Raw genomic sequence first — 14,470 nt, forward strand, 5'->3', positions numbered from 1 at the left:
AGACTCCTCTCTCATGGGTGAAGCGACCGTGAAGACTCTGGAAGGCCGGGCGGCGACCCCGTCGCCCATCGTGGAGGACGAGGCCGCCGAGTCGTCTGCCCGTGCCCGCCCACGGCCGCCGCGCACACCCGTGCGCCCCAGCATCTGGTTCGAAGTCATGCTGATCGCGGTGAGTTACTGGACGTACTCACTGATCCGCAACGCAGTGCCCGAGCAGAAGAGCCAGGCCATGCGGAACGCGGACTGGATCTGGCAGCTGGAACAGACCCTCGGCATAGCGGTCGAGCAGTCCGTCAACCACGCGGTGAACTCGGTGACATGGCTCATCGTGTCGATGAATTACTACTACGCCACCCTGCATTTCGTCGTCACCATCAGTGTGCTCGTCTGGCTCTACCGTGTGCATCCGGGCCGTTACGCTGCCGCACGGCTCGTCCTTTTCGCCACCACAGGTGTGGCTCTGGTCGGTTACTACCTGTACCCGCTCGCACCGCCCCGGTTGATGAACGGCCAGAACTTCATCGACACCGTGCTGGTCCACGACACCTGGGGCTCGATGGCCTCCGGCAACCTCAAGAACATGTCGAACCAGTACGCGGCGATGCCGTCCATGCACATCGGCTGGTCGGTGTGGTCCGGCGTCATCATCTTCGCGCTGGCGACGACGCCGTGGGCGAAGATCCTCGGCGTGCTGTACCCGACCCTGACGCTGGTCGTCATCGTCGCCACGGCGAACCACTTCTGGCTGGACGCGGTGGGCGGCGTGCTGTGCCTGATGTTCGGCTTCGCGGTGTCGTACGCGTGGTACCGGGCGCTGCCGCATCGGCTTCCGCAGCTGGTGGTCGAGCGGCCCCGCGACCCGGGCGAGAGCGGCGTCCGCCGCTTCCTCCCCGCGGCCCGCACCTGACCCAGCGGCCGTCGCCCCCGCCTGCGGCGGGCTGTTCCCCTACCCTCCCCCTACGGCCTGGCGGCCGTTGGGAGGTGCCCCCACTTCCCGAAACCGGGCTCCGCCCGGACCCGCCACCGCGCTCCGCGCGGTGTTTCGGGGGCTCTGCCCCCGCACCCCCGCGCCTCAAACGCCGGCGAGGCTGGAGTTGCCAGGCAACTTCAGCCCGTCCGGCGTTTGAGGACACCGCGCGGAGCGCGGTACGGGGTCCGGGGCCTGCCCCGGTTTCGGGAAGGGGCGGGGTGGGGAAACGGCCCCGCGCAGCGGCCCCGCACCCGCCGCCCGCCCCAGGGCTACGCCCCGTAGAACGCCGCCTCCATCACGCCCCGCGCCCTCCGCGTCACCCGCCGGTAGTCGTCCAGCATGTCTCCCACGTGCCCCGGCCCGTACCCCAGGTACCGCCCCACCGCCGCCAGCTCGCGCGCGTCGGACGGGAACGTGTCGCCCGCGCGGCCGCGGACGAGCATGACGCCGTTGCGGACGCGGGTCGCGAGGACCCAGGCCTCGTCCAGGGTGCGGGCGTCGTCCGCGGAGACGAGGCCGGCGTCGCAGGCCGCCCGCAGGGCCTCGCGGGTGCGGGTGGTGCGCAGGCCCGGCACCTCCCGGCCGTGCCGCATCTGCAGCAGCTGGACCGTCCATTCGACGTCGCTCAGACCCCCCCTGCCGAGCTTGGTGTGCAGGGTCGGATCGGCGCCCCTCGGCAGGCGTTCGGACTCCATGCGCGCCTTGAGCCGGCGGATCTCGCGGACCGCTTCGTCGTCGAGTCCTTGGCGGGGATAGCGCAGCGGGTCGACGAGTTCGATGAACGCCCCGGCGAGCTCGGTGTCGCCGGCCATGGGCCGGGCCCGCAGCAGGGCCTGGCTCTCCCAGACGAGGGACCAGCGGCGGTAGTAGGCCCCGTAGGAGCCGAGCGTGCGCACGAGGGGTCCGCTCTTGCCCTCGGGCCGCAGGTCGGCGTCGATCAGCAGCGGCGGGTCCGCTGTCGGCAGTTGCAGCAGCCGGCGCATCTCGGAGACGACGCTGTTGGCGGCCCGTGCGGCTTCCTGTTCGTCGACGCCGTCGCGGGGCTGGTGGACGAAGAGCACATCCGCGTCGGAGCCGTAGCCGAGCTCGTGGCCGCCGAAGCGGCCGACTCCGATGACGGCGAAACGGGTGGGCAGGGTGTCGCCCCACGTACCGCCTACAGCGGCGCGCAGGGCGCCCGCGACGGTGGCGGCGGTCAGTTCGGTGATCGCGTCGCCGACCTGGTCGACGAGCGTGCCGGCGTCGGCCTCCGCGGGGTTCTCCTCGGTGCCGTAGGAGCCGATGATGTCGGCCGCGGCGGTACGGAACAGTTCGCGGCGCCGCACCCCGCGGGCCGCGGTGACCGCCGCCTCCGCGGTGTCGGCGCGGCCGACGGCGGCGAGGATCTCCTGTTCGAGGTGGTCCCGGCCGCGTGGCCGCAGACCTTCGGGGTCGCCGAGGATGGCCACGGCCTCCGGTGCCCGCAGCAGCAGGTCGGGCGCGAGGCGGCCGGCGGACAGGACGCGGGCCAGGTTCTCCGCGGCGGCACCCTCGTCGCGCAGCAGCCGCAGGTACCAGGGGGTCTTGCCGAGCGCGTCGGAGACCTTGCGGAAGCCGAGCAGCCCGGCGTCCGGGTCGGCGGAGTCGGCGAACCAGCCGAGCAGCACGGGCAGCAGGGTGCGCTGGATGGCGGCCTTGCGGCTCACTCCGGAGGCGAGGGCCTCGAGGTGGCGCATCGCGGCGGCGGGGTCGGCGTATCCGAGGGCTTCGAGGCGCTGGCCGGCGGCCTTGGGGCTGAGGCGGGTCTCGCCGGGGGTGAGCTGGGCGACGGCGTCGAGCAGCGGCCGGTAGAAGATCTTCTCGTGCAGCCGGCGTACGACGGACGCATGGCGTTTCCACTCGCGGTTGAGGGTGGTCACGGGGTCGGTGCGCAGGCCGAGGGAGCGGGCGAGGCGCCGCAGGTCGGCCTCCTGCTCGGGCACGAGGTGGGTGCGCCGCAGCTTGTGGAGCTGGATGCGGTGTTCCATGGCGCGCAGGAAGCGGTACGCCTCGTCGAGCTGGGCGGCGTCGGCCCGGCCGACGTAGCCGCCGGCGGCGAGGGCCTGGAGGGCTTCGAGCGTGGTGCCGCTGTGCAGGGTGGCGTCGCTGCGGCCGTGGACGAGTTGCAGGAGCTGTACGGCGAACTCGACGTCGCGCAGGCCGCCCGGGCCGAGTTTGAGTTCGCGCTCGATCTCGGCGGCGGGGATGTTGTCGACGACGCGGCGGCGCATCTTCTGGACGTCGGCGACGAAGTTCTCGCGTTCGGCCGCCTGCCAGACCAGCGGGGCGACCGCTTCTGTGTACGCCTCGCCCAGCGCCGGGTCGCCGGCGACCGCCCGGGCCTTGAGGAGCGCCTGGAACTCCCAGGTCTTGGCCCAGCGCTGGTAGTAGGCGACGTGGCTGGAGAGGGTGCGGACCAGGGGGCCGTTGCGTCCCTCGGGCCGCAGGTTGGCGTCGACGGGCCAGATGGTGCCTTCGACGGTGGTCTCCGAGCAGATCCGCATGAGGTGGGAGGCGAGCCGGGTCGCGGCCTGGAGCGCCTTGGCCTCTTCCGTGCCGTTGGTGGGTTCGGCGACGAAGATGACGTCGACGTCGGAGACGTAGTTGAGCTCGTGGCCCCCGCACTTGCCCATGGCGATGACGGCGAGCCGGCAGGCGGCCGCGTCCTCGGGCGCGGCCGCGCGGGCGATGCCGAGGGCGGCGCGCAGGGTGGCGGTGGCGAGGTCGGCGAGTTCGGCGGCGGCCTCTGCCACGTCGGTGGTGCCGCACACGTCGCGGGCGGCTATGGCCAGCAGGCAGCGGCGGTAGGAGACACGCAGGGACACGGGGTCGGTGGCGTCGGCGAGTCCGCGTTCGAAGTCGGCGACTCCGGGATGCAGATCGGCGGACTCGTAGGTGGCGAGGGCGTGCCAGTCGCGGGGGTGGCGGGCCAGGTGGTCACCGAGCGCCTCGGACGCCCCGAGGACGCCGAGCAGCCGGTCACGCAGCGGCTTCGCGGTGATCAGGTTGTCGAGGAACCGGCGCCGCTCGTCCGGTTCGTGCGCTTCGGCGAGGCGGACGAGGGAGCGCAGCGCCAGATCGGGGTCTGCGGTGGCGCCGAGGGCGTCGAGGAGCATGGAGTCGCTGCGTACCGACGCCATGTCGGGGAGCTCGAGGAGGCGTGCGGCCGCGGAGGGGTCGGTGAAGCCGTGCCTCAGCAGCCGGGTGAAAGTGCTGCTCCTGCGCCCCGGAACCGTCATCCCGGTCTCCGTCCTGCCGTGCCGCCGTGTGCGCTCGAGCGTAACCGCAGGGGCGCGCGGGGGGCCCGGCGGACCACGCGGTTCCCGCGTCCCGGCCGGTCCGCCGGGGCGGCGGTCGGGCATCGGCGCCGCCGGTCCGACGAGCAGGCGACACCGGGCACGGTCCGGGGCGAGGGGGTCCGGGTTCCCGGAAGCCCGGCATCGGGCGCGCCGGCGGCGCTCCATGTGGAAAGGTACGGCCCGGACCGGGCGTTCCGGCCGGCGACGGCGTGTTCGCGCACGGAGCGGGCGAAGCACTGGTATTCCGGGGTTGCGCCCCGCGGGGCCTTCGGCTCGGCGAAGGGCGCCTTGTTCGGACAGACCGCTGGCGATTCACCACCGATGTGGCCCGTTGAAAGGATTCCACCCGTGGAAATGACCCTGGAAGTCGTCCCCGTCCCGGTCACGGACCTGGACCGCTCGAAGACCTTCTACGCAGAGGCCTGCGGCTTCAAGGTCGACCTCGATTCCGAGGTCGCCCCCGGCATGCGGATCGTCCAGCTGACCCCGCCGGGGTCGCGCTGCTCCATCGCCCTGCTGAGCGGCATGCCCCCGCATCCCGACCAGCCCACGATGACCCCCGGCACGCTCCACGGCCTCCAGTTGTGCGTCACGGACATCGCGAAGGCCCACTCCGAGCTGATGTCACGCGGGGTGCCGGTGACGTCGATCCAGCACGTGGGCGCGACGGGCTGGGAGGAGGGCACGGGCGAGGAGTGGAACTCGTTCATGTTCTTCAAGGACCCGGACGGCAACAGCTGGTGCGTCCAGGAGGCCCCGGCACCGCTGTCGCAGCGCTGACGACCCCTTGGCGGCGGACGGGTCCCGGACCGGACCGCCGCCGGGGGCGCCTTCGTCACGTACGCCGCCGAGCGCCGAGCGGACGTCGTTGTCGGACGTGTCCGGTATCCATGGCCGGCATGGATACCGATCACGCGATTCCCGCCGATCTCCGCGCGCTGCGCGCGGAGTTCGGCCGCACGTCGCAATCCGGCCTCGTCGGCCGGGTCGCGCACCGGGCCGCCGCCGAGCCGTGGTTCGATGCCGCATGACGACGCCACACGAAGAACCTTCGTTCCTGCGGGACACCCGCGACTCGTACAACGCGATCGCCGCCGACTACGCGAAGACGTTCAAGGGCGAGCCGGAGGGCAAGCCCCTCACCCTGGCCATGCTGACCGCCTTCGCCGGGACCGTGGCGAAGGACGGGGGCGGCCCAGTCGTGGAGTTCGGGTCCGGGCCGGGGCGGGTGACGGCGTACCTCGACCGGCTGGGGACGGACATCAGGGGCGTCGACCTGTCGCCCTCCATGGTCGCGCTCGCTCGGCGCACGTTTCCCGGACTGCGGTTCGACGAAGGCTCGATGACGGACCTCGGCGGCTTCGCCGACGGGTCGCTGTGCGGCGTCGTCGCCTGGTACTCGCTGATCCACATACCGCCCGCCGAGGTGCCGGGCGTGCTCGCGGAGTTCTACCGGCTGCTGGCGCCCGGCGGGCACCTGGCGCTGGCGTTCCAGGTCGGGGAGGACGTCTCGCGCTACACGGAGGCCTTCGGTCACAGTGTGTCGCTCGCCTTCCGCCGGATGCGGCCGGATCTGGTGACGGAGCAGTTGCGGGAGGTGGGCTTCGAGCTGCGGGCGACCATGGTGCGGGAGGCGGAGCCGGACGAGAAGACGCCTCAGGCGCATCTGCTGGCCCGCAAGCCCGTCGGTGCGTAGACGTGGGGCGGCCCGGGCCGGTGGGCGCTGCCCCATCGGCCCGGGCCGGTACGTTCACGCGGATGAGGTCACCGGGGCGGTTCGTCGGGGCGTTCCGTTCCACCGGCGCCGCCGGACCCGTACTGGTCCCTCAGTTTGTCCTGTGCCGTGTCGACGTGGCGGCTGTGCTTGCCCTGGGTCCTGCCGTCCACGTAGTCGCCGGTCTTCTCGATGCCCCGGTCCGTCTGTTCCGGATGACCTTTGAGCATGTTCTTGAGCTTGTCCATCATGGACATGGGGTTTTCCTCCTCGACGCAGGGTCCCCCGTGACTCCAGGGTCACCGCACCGGGCGCGTTTCGCATCCGCACGGGTGGTCTCGAAGAAGCCGGGGCCACGGGTGGTCAGCTCGACAGCAGGCGGTTGAAGAACGAACGGTATTTCCGCAGGGCCATGCGCAGGTCCTCCGTGTCGGCCTCCTCGCCCTGGCTCCACTGCCCCTCCAGGTCCTGCTTGTGCCGGGAGAAGGTGGCGGCCATGGTCTGCATGACATCCGCCACCAGGCCGTCGGCGTCGTGGACGGCCTCACGCGGGTCGTCGACGAATCGGTTCTGAATCTCCTGCCAGCGTGTGCGGAATCCTTCCTCCTCCTCCGACGTCAGCAGCCGCGGAACCTCTTCCTGTGTGGACGCGGCCGCGGTGTCCGGCGCGGGTTCCGTCTCCTCCGGGACGGCCGATGCCGCCGTCGGCATGGCGTCGGCCTCCGGTGGCACCTCGGAGGCTTCGCCCGGGAAGCTCGGCGGCTCCGTCTCGGGCGGGCGGCCCACGTCCCTCTCCGGCGGTGCCGCGAGGTCTTCTGTGGACAGTCCCCTCTCCGGCGGGGCCGGTGTCTGTTCGCGTTCCATCTCTCCTCCGTCCTTGGTCGAAGAGTCAGATGCGCAAGGCGCTCAGGTGCGGGCGTGGCGCGGCCCGCCGTCCGAGAGCAGTTCGTCGAACAGGGCGCGGTAGTGCACCATCGCGCCACGCAGTTGTTCGGTGCTCGCCGTGTGCCGGCGGCTCCGTTCGTTGACGTCGTGGGCGGCCCGGTAGTGCTCCACGGTTCTGCCGTGCTCGACGGACAGATCCTGCAGTTTCTGCGTGAGGTTGTCGGTGGGGTAGCCGCGTTCACGCATGAGCGAGGTCACGAGGAGGTCGGCCTCCTGGACGGCGTCCTCGGGGTGATCCACGAATTCGCCCTGGACCTTCTGCCAGTCGTGGGCATAGCGGTCACGGGCGGAAGAAGACAGCGGCCTGATGTCCAGGGCGTCGTGCCGCTTCTCCCGGGCACTCAGTTCGCGGTCGGCGGCGCTCCGGCTGCCCGCGTCCTCGACGGTCCGCTCGTACTCGGGACCGAACCGGTCCCGGAGACGGCGCCGACGCACGGTGTACCAGCCGAGTGCGGCCAGCGCGGCCACGACCACGACAACCGGGATGATGATCGCGAGAAGGGTTCCTGTGGACATCCGCTCACCCCCGGCGAGGCATCGGATCGTACAACTAGGAACTCCCCCTGAAATGGGGACATAAACGGACACAGAGGCTCTTTACGGTCGGTCCGTTTTCCACCCGCGATTGGAGGGGCCTCCGGGGGCCGCGTGGGCCGCATCCGCAGGCGCCCGGCCGGACACGCCGTCGGGCCGACGGTCCACGACCGCCGGCCCGGCGATGCGGCAGGGCTCGAACTGCGCTCCCGCCCGCGGTTACAGCACCGGCAGCGAGTTGCGCAGCTCGAAGGCCGTCACCTCGCTGCGGTACTTCTCCCACTCCTGCTTCTTGTTGCGCAGGAAGTTGCTGCCTGGACGGTCGGCCTCCGACACCGCGCCCAGCCCCCTTGGTGACCACAAGCGCAACGGCCGTCACTGGTCGTCGTTGGTCATCGCAGGCCACCCTCAGACGGCCCACAGACGGCCCAGAGGATGGGTGTTTCCGCTGGCCGACCAGCCCCGTCCACACCGCCCCGAATGCGTGAGGCCCCGCACTGGAGGTTGTGGCGGGCGGTGAGGGTGTCGGGGTGGTCGGCGCCCAGGATCTCGCTGCTGTGGAGAACGACCGTCTCGTCGTACGCAAGGGCCTGCTGGATCAGCCCGGCGTCAGTGAGGCTTTGGCTGACTTGAAAGATGGACGGGCGGGCTTCCGGCTTCCACAGGGCCGGGCGAGTGAGCCGGTCGAGGTGGACCGTGTTGGCGCGTAAAGGGCAGACAGTTCCCGTTCCTCGTGATCGTGGACCGGCCACAAACTCGTGATCGCATCAGCCGCCGTACGGGCGATGGTCGCCAGCGTGCCCTGCGGGATCGTTTCCCGTGCCGCGCGGCCGTTAGAGCGTGGATACGTATGGGGGCGGTGGCGGTGTCCTGGGTGACTAGAGCGTATGTGCGCAGGCATTCCAGTGCGCGGTGGACCTCTGCTTCGGTGATGTCCGGGTGGTGGCGGCGCAGCCAGCGGCGTTGGGATGGGCGGGCGGTGCGCAGATGGCTCAAGAACCCCTATCGGAATGCGGTTCGGCCGAGGGCCCTGCTGCCAGGGGTAGGTGTGGAGTTGCCATGGCAGGATCCGGCTGTGACGTGTGATGTGTGTGGACACGAGATGCGGCAGGCGCCGGTAGCGGAACCTCGAGCGGCGTGGGACTTGCCGGTGAAGGAGCGGTGGTTCTGCTCCTGGTGCTACGCGTGGACCGAGCTGGGACATGATCCCCGTGAGGTTTCACGGCCGCAGTACCAGCCCATGTACGGGCGCTGGGAGCGGGCAGAATCACCGAGCCTCCCTGAGAACGTGGCTCATGCCTACGACACGGCCTACGCCTACACAGGTTCCGGCGCGACCCTGTGCGGCATAGAACACGAGGGCCTCTCGGTCTCTCCGTACTGGTGGATGCCGGATCGGAGCAACGCGTGTGGCGCCTGCAAGGAGGCCGCGGCCGTGATTGACCAGCGCTGGCCGTTGGAAATGCGTCGCGGGAATCGTGTTAATCCCACGCCTCCCCCCGGTTCCTGCTGGCCCCCCTTCTAGGGTTGCCCACGCAACGACCTGAGCCGCCTCCAGCAGATCAAAGCGCAACGCGAGTCTGAGGAAGGCTTCGTGGATGTCGTCGCGTATCTCCCAGCGGATGCGTAGACGGCGGAACCAGTGCAGGTGGGCGAACGTGCGCTCTACGATCCAGCGCTGGGTGCCCAGGCCGGAGCCGTGCTCGGTACCACGGCGAGCGATCACTGGCTTCACCTCGAGGTCCCAGACCAGGCGGCGGTACTTGTCGTGGTCGTAACCGCGGTCACCGAGCACCACGTCCGGGCGACGCCGGGGCCGGACGCGTTTGCCCCGCACCGGTGGCACGGCCTGCAGCAGCGGGATGAGCTGGGTGACGTCGTTGCGATTGCCGCCGGTCAGGGTGGCGGCAAGCGGGATGCCGGTGGCATCGGTTATCAGGTGGTGTTTGCTGCCCGCCCTGCCCCGGTCAACGGGGCTTCGTACTGTCTTGGGTCCCCTTTTAACGCGCGGATGTGGGAGCCGTCGACCGCCGCCCGGGAGAAATCCAGAGCGTTCGCGCCGCGGAGTTCGGCCAGGAGGACCTCGTGCAGCCGGGGCCACACTCCGGCCTCGGTCCACTCCGCCAGCCGGCGCCAGCAGGTCATGCCCGAGCCGAAGCCGAGCTCCTGCGGCAGATGTTCCCAGGCGATGCCGGTGTGCAGCACGAACAGGATGCCCTGGAACACCAGCCGGTCCGGATGCCGCATGCGTCCCGGATGCCGGGCCCGACGTTCCACCCTGGGTAACAGCGGCTCGACCACAGCCCACAACTCGTCATCGACTTCCCACGGCTTCGGCCGCGCCACCGCACACCTCCGGATCAGCAGTCCCGGAGTGATCCAGCCACTTCGAAGATCATTCGTTAGGAGTTCTTAGCTTAGGGAGTTCGATCAACGCGGCTTCACGAGCTCCGGATGCCTGGGAGGCAAGGTCGTCATGGACCACTTGTAGCTGCTGCTGTCTGCCGTCGTTGAGTCAAGCATGGCTGTCAGGCTGGCCGAGGCACGATGTCCACCGCCCGGTAGTCGTACCCGTCTTGCTTGAAGCCAGGGGCTTCCCAGTGGAGATCTACCCGCTGTCCCGGCGACAGCATGCGGAACCCTTCCATCTGGATATGGGAGTAGTGGCCCCAACAACCGCCTGGTGTCTCCGGGGAGTCGAGCACGCCCCACCCTTCCTCGTCGTGCCACTCGCGGACAGTCGCAGTCACCATGCGGGGAACTTTACGGGTTCGGTCTGCGCCGACTTACAGCAGTTGACTCAATGAGGTGGATCACCTCTCAGTGTCTGTGATGCCGGCATGCAGGCCACGCCTCGACACGGTTGCCGTGCGCCGCAAAATCGGTCGACAGACGCAGCCGTGAACCACTGTGATGGCTGCGACTGCCCGTCGCACGGAGCGGGCCGGCCACGGGAGTTGTTCTTGGTAGCTGCGAGAACTGCGGACACACGCCCTCAGATCGATGAGGCGCTGGTCAGGCGCCTGGTCGACACTCAGTTCCCGCAGTGGGCGGGGCTGGCCCTGAAGCTGCTCAACCCCGCTGGCTCCGATCATGTGATCTACCGGTTGGGCGAGGAGCTGTCCGTCCGGCTTCCGCGCCATCCCGGAGCTATCGGGCAGGCCAGGAAGGAATTCCAGTGGCTGCCCCGACTCGCCCCGCACCTTCCCCTGGCCATCCCGGTACCAGTGGGAGTGGGCGGCCCCGGCTTCGGTTATCCGTGGCCATGGGCGGTGTCCCGCTGGCTGGACGGCGAGGTGGCGACCGTTGACGCACTGGGCGACTCCTCCAAGGCGGCAATTGAACTGGCTCAGTTCCTGGCCGCCTTGCAGCGGTTCCCACTCAAGGACATCCCCGCCGGGGACACCAGGGAAGCCCTCACCGGCCGTCCGTTGTCCGACCGGGACCGCGCGACGCGGGTCGCCATCGACGAGGTAGACGGCGTGTTCGACAAAACAGCGATGACGGAACTGTGGAACGCGGCACTGAGCGCACCCGGATGGGACCGCTCTCCGGTGTGGTTTCACGGCGACTTCCACACCGGCAACCTGCTGACCTCCAACGGCTGCCTCAGCGCCGTCATTGACTTCGGCGGGCTCGGCATAGGCGACCCGGCCTGCGACCTGGTGATCGCCTTCACCTTGATGTCGGCAAACAGCCGAGCCGCCTTCCGCGATGCGCTCGGCGTGGACGATGCCACCTGGATGCGGGGGCGCGGTTGGGTCCTGGCTACCGGCCTGAACGCCTACACTTCCTACGCCGCCGTCAACCCCCGGGTCGCCGCGCAGACGACCAGGCAGATCACCCAAGCCCTCGTCGGCTAACAACGGCAACACCATGAACGGAGCTGCCGGTGGGTGATCAGGCAGCAAGCAAGTTTGAGAAACGCTTCGTGGATGTCGGCCCGCCGTTCCCAGCGGATCCGCAGACGTCGAAAGCCGTGCAGCCACGCGAAGCTCCGCTCGATCACCCAGCGGTAGGTGCCCAGGCCGGTGCCGTGTGGTGTGCCGCGGCGGGCGATCAGGGAGCGCGACGTCCCCTTGCCGGATCGCGTGGCGCACGCTCGCAAGCAGCACAGAGAGGAATTCCCGCCTGTCGCCGTCACGCTGCCCTGGCTGCGGCCCGACGGCCCCCTGGTCACCAAGCGGCTGCTCTTCACGCGTATCGACGGCGGCGGAGCCGTCCGCCGTACCGACTTCAATACGAGGGTGTGGAAGCCCGCCCTTGTGGCGGCCGGCGTCATCCCCGAGCCGAAGACGGGCGAGCGGCACCAGGCCGCGCGCGAGCACGGCATGCACGCGCTCCGGCACTTCTACGTCTCCGTCCTGCTGGATGCCGGCGAGAACATCAAGGCGCTGAGTCAGTACCTCGGACACAGCGACCCGGGGTTCACGCTGCGGGTGTACACACACCTGATGCCGAGCAGCGACGGGCGCACGCGCAGGGCCGTGGACAGCATGTACGAGGGAATCGTTTCGACACCGGACGGCCCAGAGACGGCCCAGGGCGAGTAGGACGCTTCCGGGCCGACGGTACGAGACCGTCGGCCCGGAGTGCTTTGGACAGGCGGTACCAGCGCTGACCTGCGGTTACAGCACCGGCAGCGACTTGCGCAGCTCGAAGGCCGTCACCTCGCTGCGGTACTCCTCCCACTCCTGCTTCTTGTTGCGCAGGAAGAAGTCGAAGACGTGCTCGCCCAGCGTCTCCGCCACCAGCTCGCTGCGTTCCATGAGGTCGATCGCCTCGCCCAGGTTCTGCGGGAGCGGGGCGATGCCCATGGCGCGGCGTTCCGCGTCGGAGAGGGCCCAGACGTCGTCGTCCGCGCCCGCGGGGAGCTCGTAGCCCTCCTCGATGCCCTTGAGGCCGGCGGCGAGCAGGACGGCGTACGAGAGGTACGGGTTCGCGCCGGAGTCCAGGGAGCGGACCTCGATGCGGGCGGAGCCGGTCTTGCCCGGCTTGTACATCGGGACGCGGATCAGGGCCGAGCGGTTGTTGTGGCCCCAGCAGATGTACGAGGGGGCCTCGCCGCCCGCGCCGGCGCTGCGGGCGGAGCCGCCCCAGATCCGCTTGTAGGAGTTGACCCACTGGTTGGTGACGGCCGAGATCTCGGCGGCGTGCCGCAGCAGGCCGGCGATGAAGGAGCGGCCCACCTTGGAGAGCTGGTACTCGGCGCCGGACTCGTAGAAGGCGTTGCGGTCGCCCTCGAAGAGCGACAGGTGGGTGTGCATGCCGGAGCCCGGGTACTCCGAGAACGGCTTGGGCATGAACGTGGCCTGCACGCCCTGCTCGAGCGCCACCTGCTTCATGACCAGGCGGAACGTCATGATGTTGTCCGCCGTGGACAGCGCGTCCGCGTAGCGCAGGTCGATCTCCTGCTGCCCGGGCGCGCCCTCGTGGTGGCTGAACTCCACCGAGATGCCCATGGACTCCAGCATGGTGATCGCCTGTCGGCGGAAGTCCATGCCCACGTTCTGCGGGGTGTGGTCGAAGTAGCCGGAGCTGTCGGCGGGCGTGGGGCGGCTGCCGTCGACGGGCTTGTCCTTGAGCAGGAAGAACTCGATCTCGGGGTGGGTGTAGAAGGTGAAGCCCAGGTCCGAGGTCTTGGCGAGGATCCGCTTGAGCACGAAGCGGGGGTCCGCGAAGGACGGTGAGCCGTCGGGCATCAGGATGTCGCAGAACATCCGGGCCGTGCCCGGCGCCTCCGCGCGCCAGGGCAGGATCTGGAAGGTCCCGGGGTCCGGCTTCGCGATCATGTCGGACTCGTACACCCGGGCGAAGCCCTCGATCGCGGAGCCGTCGAAGCCGATCCCCTCGTCAAAGGCCTGTTCCAGCTCGGCCGGTGCCACGGCGACCGACTTCAGGAAGCCGAGCACGTCGGTGAACCACAGGCGTACGAAGCGGATGTCGCGCTCCTCGAGCGTGCGGAGCACGAATTCCTGCTGCTTGTCCATTTCCACCCATCCTTGCCCGTCACGGCGCGTGCCTGCTCCCTGGAGCATCCCATCCGCGGGTTTCGGGGAGGTTGCGCACGCGGCTGTGCCCATTGTGGGTCAGGGCCCACCCCGAGACGACCCTGAGGCCCCCCCTCACTCCTCCCGGACATGTGTCAGGTTTCTTTGACACGTACTGGCGGGCGTGTCAGTTTGAACTGACACATACGAGCCAAGGGGGCGCGATGAGCGAGAACCCGGCCCCGGCACCGGGACCGGAGCTCACGGGCGACGCGTTGCTGAAGATCCTCACCGCCCTGGGCAATCCGCACCGGATGCGCATCGTCGCCGCCCTCTTCGACGGCCGCGACTACGTGAGCCGGCTCGCCCGTGAGCTGGCCATCGGTCGCCCCCTGCTGCACATGCATCTGCAGCGGCTGGAGGCGGCGGGACTGGTCCGTGGCGAGCTCGAGCTGTCCGAGGGAGGCAAGGCGATGAAGTTCTTCGAGCTGACGCCGTTCTGCTACGCGCTGACCCCTGAGGTCGTCGCGAGAGCCGCGCGCACGCTCACTGACGACGCCAAGGACGACAAGGGCAAGGACACGGAGAAGGACACGATGAAGGAGACGGCGAAATGAGCGGCGACATCGTGGGAGCGGTCGGTGCCGCCGGGGTGTTCCTGCTGTGCATCGTCATCGTCTGGCAGGTCGCCGCGACCTGGCGGGCCCGCGTACTGGCGACCCGGGACACCGAGTACCGCAAACTCGCGCAGAAGTACGCGCAGTTGCTCGAGGACAGCACCGAACTGCACCGGCGCACGCTCGACGAGCTGACGCAGACCCGCGTGTCGCTCTCCTCGATGGAGAAGATGATGCGCGAGATCGAGTAGGGCCGCGAGCACGTATCGCGAAGGCGGTACGGCCAGGAGCTGCAACTCCCGGCCGTACCCGTGAAGCACAAGTCCCAGGCACTTCCCCCACGCCACGGCAGGTCTGCAAACCCGTCACGCCGCGGCGCGGGC

The 14,470-nt window shown here is 69.7% G+C and carries 13 protein-coding genes and 4 pseudogenes; 8 read left to right on the forward strand and 9 right to left on the reverse strand.

Features of this window, described 5'->3' with window-relative positions; all coding sequences use genetic code 11:
* The first annotated feature begins 13 nt into the window (after positions 1 to 13).
* Entirely contained in the window at positions 14 to 907 is an 894-nt protein-coding gene (locus ACTMTU_RS07330; RefSeq protein ID WP_441262673.1) for a phosphatase PAP2 family protein, read from the forward strand.
* Between the two features lie 332 nt (positions 908 to 1,239).
* Here ACTMTU_RS07330 and ACTMTU_RS07335 read toward each other — a convergent pair whose 3' ends face one another.
* Positions 1,240 to 4,227: a bifunctional [glutamine synthetase] adenylyltransferase/[glutamine synthetase]-adenylyl-L-tyrosine phosphorylase gene (locus tag ACTMTU_RS07335; protein ID WP_441262674.1), complete on the reverse strand. Its 2,988-nt coding sequence runs from the start codon at positions 4,225 to 4,227 to the stop codon at positions 1,240 to 1,242.
* Positions 4,228 to 4,635: 408 nt separating this feature from the next.
* On the opposite strand from ACTMTU_RS07335, the gene ACTMTU_RS07340 reads away from it, so the two are divergent.
* The 3 genes from ACTMTU_RS07340 (at position 4,636) to ACTMTU_RS07350 (ending at position 5,983) form a co-directional block, all read left to right on the forward strand.
* A complete protein-coding gene (locus tag ACTMTU_RS07340; protein WP_441262675.1) occupies positions 4,636 to 5,067 on the forward strand; it encodes a VOC family protein in 432 nt (143 codons plus the stop codon).
* A gap of 119 nt (positions 5,068 to 5,186) precedes the next feature.
* Positions 5,187 to 5,318, forward strand: a complete 132-nt coding sequence (locus tag ACTMTU_RS07345; RefSeq protein ID WP_441262676.1) for a hypothetical protein — start codon at positions 5,187 to 5,189, stop codon at positions 5,316 to 5,318.
* Positions 5,315 to 5,983, forward strand: a complete 669-nt coding sequence (locus ACTMTU_RS07350; RefSeq protein ID WP_441262677.1) for a class I SAM-dependent DNA methyltransferase — start codon at positions 5,315 to 5,317, stop codon at positions 5,981 to 5,983. Before ACTMTU_RS07345 ends, ACTMTU_RS07350 begins: the two co-directional genes overlap by 4 nt.
* A 68-nt stretch (positions 5,984 to 6,051) precedes the next feature.
* Here ACTMTU_RS07350 and ACTMTU_RS07355 read toward each other — a convergent pair whose 3' ends face one another.
* The 6 genes and pseudogenes from ACTMTU_RS07355 to ACTMTU_RS07380 form a co-directional block, all read right to left on the reverse strand.
* Positions 6,052 to 6,258, reverse strand: coding sequence for an antitoxin (locus ACTMTU_RS07355; protein WP_356619203.1), 207 nt, complete (start codon positions 6,256 to 6,258; stop codon positions 6,052 to 6,054).
* 106 nt (positions 6,259 to 6,364) lie between these two features.
* Entirely contained in the window at positions 6,365 to 6,865 is a 501-nt protein-coding gene (locus ACTMTU_RS07360; RefSeq protein ID WP_441262678.1) for a hypothetical protein, read from the reverse strand.
* A 42-nt stretch (positions 6,866 to 6,907) separates the two neighbouring features.
* Complete coding sequence (locus tag ACTMTU_RS07365) at positions 6,908 to 7,462, reverse strand: hypothetical protein (protein WP_441262679.1); 555 nt, start codon at positions 7,460 to 7,462, stop codon at positions 6,908 to 6,910.
* A gap of 237 nt (positions 7,463 to 7,699) precedes the next feature.
* Positions 7,700 to 7,786: pseudogene (locus ACTMTU_RS07370) on the reverse strand (glutamine synthetase); the annotation flags it as partial.
* A gap of 1,215 nt (positions 7,787 to 9,001) precedes the next feature.
* Positions 9,002 to 9,826, reverse strand: a pseudogene (locus ACTMTU_RS07375) (IS5 family transposase).
* 182 nt (positions 9,827 to 10,008) lie between these two features.
* Positions 10,009 to 10,233: a cold-shock protein gene (locus tag ACTMTU_RS07380; protein WP_441262680.1), complete on the reverse strand. Its 225-nt coding sequence runs from the start codon at positions 10,231 to 10,233 to the stop codon at positions 10,009 to 10,011.
* A gap of 210 nt (positions 10,234 to 10,443) precedes the next feature.
* Here ACTMTU_RS07380 and ACTMTU_RS07385 point away from each other — a divergent pair, with 210 nt between their 5' ends.
* Entirely contained in the window at positions 10,444 to 11,343 is a 900-nt protein-coding gene (locus tag ACTMTU_RS07385; RefSeq protein ID WP_441262681.1) for an aminoglycoside phosphotransferase family protein, read from the forward strand.
* On the opposite strand, the pseudogene ACTMTU_RS07390 reads toward ACTMTU_RS07385, so the two are convergent.
* Positions 11,340 to 11,543 (reverse strand): annotated as a pseudogene (locus tag ACTMTU_RS07390) (transposase); the annotation flags it as partial. The gene ACTMTU_RS07385 and the pseudogene ACTMTU_RS07390 sit on opposite strands and share 4 nt — an antisense overlap.
* Between ACTMTU_RS07390 and ACTMTU_RS07395 the strand changes: the two are divergent.
* A pseudogene (locus ACTMTU_RS07395) lies at positions 11,542 to 12,033 on the forward strand (site-specific integrase); the annotation flags it as partial. The pseudogenes ACTMTU_RS07390 and ACTMTU_RS07395 overlap by 2 nt on opposite strands.
* A 75-nt stretch (positions 12,034 to 12,108) precedes the next feature.
* On the opposite strand, the gene ACTMTU_RS07400 reads toward ACTMTU_RS07395, so the two are convergent.
* The gene (locus ACTMTU_RS07400; protein WP_159692659.1) at positions 12,109 to 13,470 is read right to left on the reverse strand and encodes a glutamine synthetase family protein; all 1,362 of its coding nucleotides are present in this window, start codon (positions 13,468 to 13,470) and stop codon (positions 12,109 to 12,111) included.
* Between the two features lie 224 nt (positions 13,471 to 13,694).
* On the opposite strand from ACTMTU_RS07400, the gene ACTMTU_RS07405 reads away from it, so the two are divergent.
* Together ACTMTU_RS07405 and ACTMTU_RS07410 are read left to right on the forward strand one after the other, a co-directional pair.
* Entirely contained in the window at positions 13,695 to 14,087 is a 393-nt protein-coding gene (locus ACTMTU_RS07405) for an ArsR/SmtB family transcription factor (RefSeq protein ID WP_441262682.1), read from the forward strand.
* Positions 14,084 to 14,338 (forward strand): hypothetical protein, encoded by a 255-nt coding sequence (locus ACTMTU_RS07410; RefSeq protein WP_441262683.1) that lies wholly within the window; start codon positions 14,084 to 14,086, stop codon positions 14,336 to 14,338. Before ACTMTU_RS07405 ends, ACTMTU_RS07410 begins: the two co-directional genes overlap by 4 nt.
* Positions 14,339 to 14,470 lie beyond the last annotated feature (132 nt).

The organism is Streptomyces sp. OZ13, from assembly GCF_052068155.1.
Classification (GTDB): Bacteria; Actinomycetota; Actinomycetes; order Streptomycetales; family Streptomycetaceae; genus Streptomyces.

Excerpts from the sequence above, each read along its gene's own strand:
- ACTMTU_RS07400 (WP_159692659.1), bottom strand. The coding sequence starts at position 13,470 with ATGGACAAGCAGCAGGAATTCGTGCTCCGCACGCTCGAGGAGCGCGAC.
- ACTMTU_RS07355 (WP_356619203.1), bottom strand. The coding sequence starts at position 6,258 with ATGTCCATGATGGACAAGCTCAAGAACATGCTCAAAGGTCATCCGGAA.
- ACTMTU_RS07335 (WP_441262674.1), bottom strand. The coding sequence starts at position 4,227 with ATGACGGTTCCGGGGCGCAGGAGCAGCACTTTCACCCGGCTGCTGAGG.
- ACTMTU_RS07380 (WP_441262680.1), bottom strand. The coding sequence starts at position 10,233 with ATGGTGACTGCGACTGTCCGCGAGTGGCACGACGAGGAAGGGTGGGGC.
- ACTMTU_RS07410 (WP_441262683.1), top strand. The coding sequence starts at position 14,084 with ATGAGCGGCGACATCGTGGGAGCGGTCGGTGCCGCCGGGGTGTTCCTG.
- ACTMTU_RS07350 (WP_441262677.1), top strand. The coding sequence starts at position 5,315 with ATGACGACGCCACACGAAGAACCTTCGTTCCTGCGGGACACCCGCGAC.
- ACTMTU_RS07360 (WP_441262678.1), bottom strand. The coding sequence starts at position 6,865 with ATGGAACGCGAACAGACACCGGCCCCGCCGGAGAGGGGACTGTCCACA.
- ACTMTU_RS07330 (WP_441262673.1), top strand. The coding sequence starts at position 14 with ATGGGTGAAGCGACCGTGAAGACTCTGGAAGGCCGGGCGGCGACCCCG.
- ACTMTU_RS07365 (WP_441262679.1), bottom strand. The coding sequence starts at position 7,462 with ATGTCCACAGGAACCCTTCTCGCGATCATCATCCCGGTTGTCGTGGTC.
- ACTMTU_RS07405 (WP_441262682.1), top strand. The coding sequence starts at position 13,695 with ATGAGCGAGAACCCGGCCCCGGCACCGGGACCGGAGCTCACGGGCGAC.
- ACTMTU_RS07345 (WP_441262676.1), top strand. The coding sequence starts at position 5,187 with ATGGATACCGATCACGCGATTCCCGCCGATCTCCGCGCGCTGCGCGCG.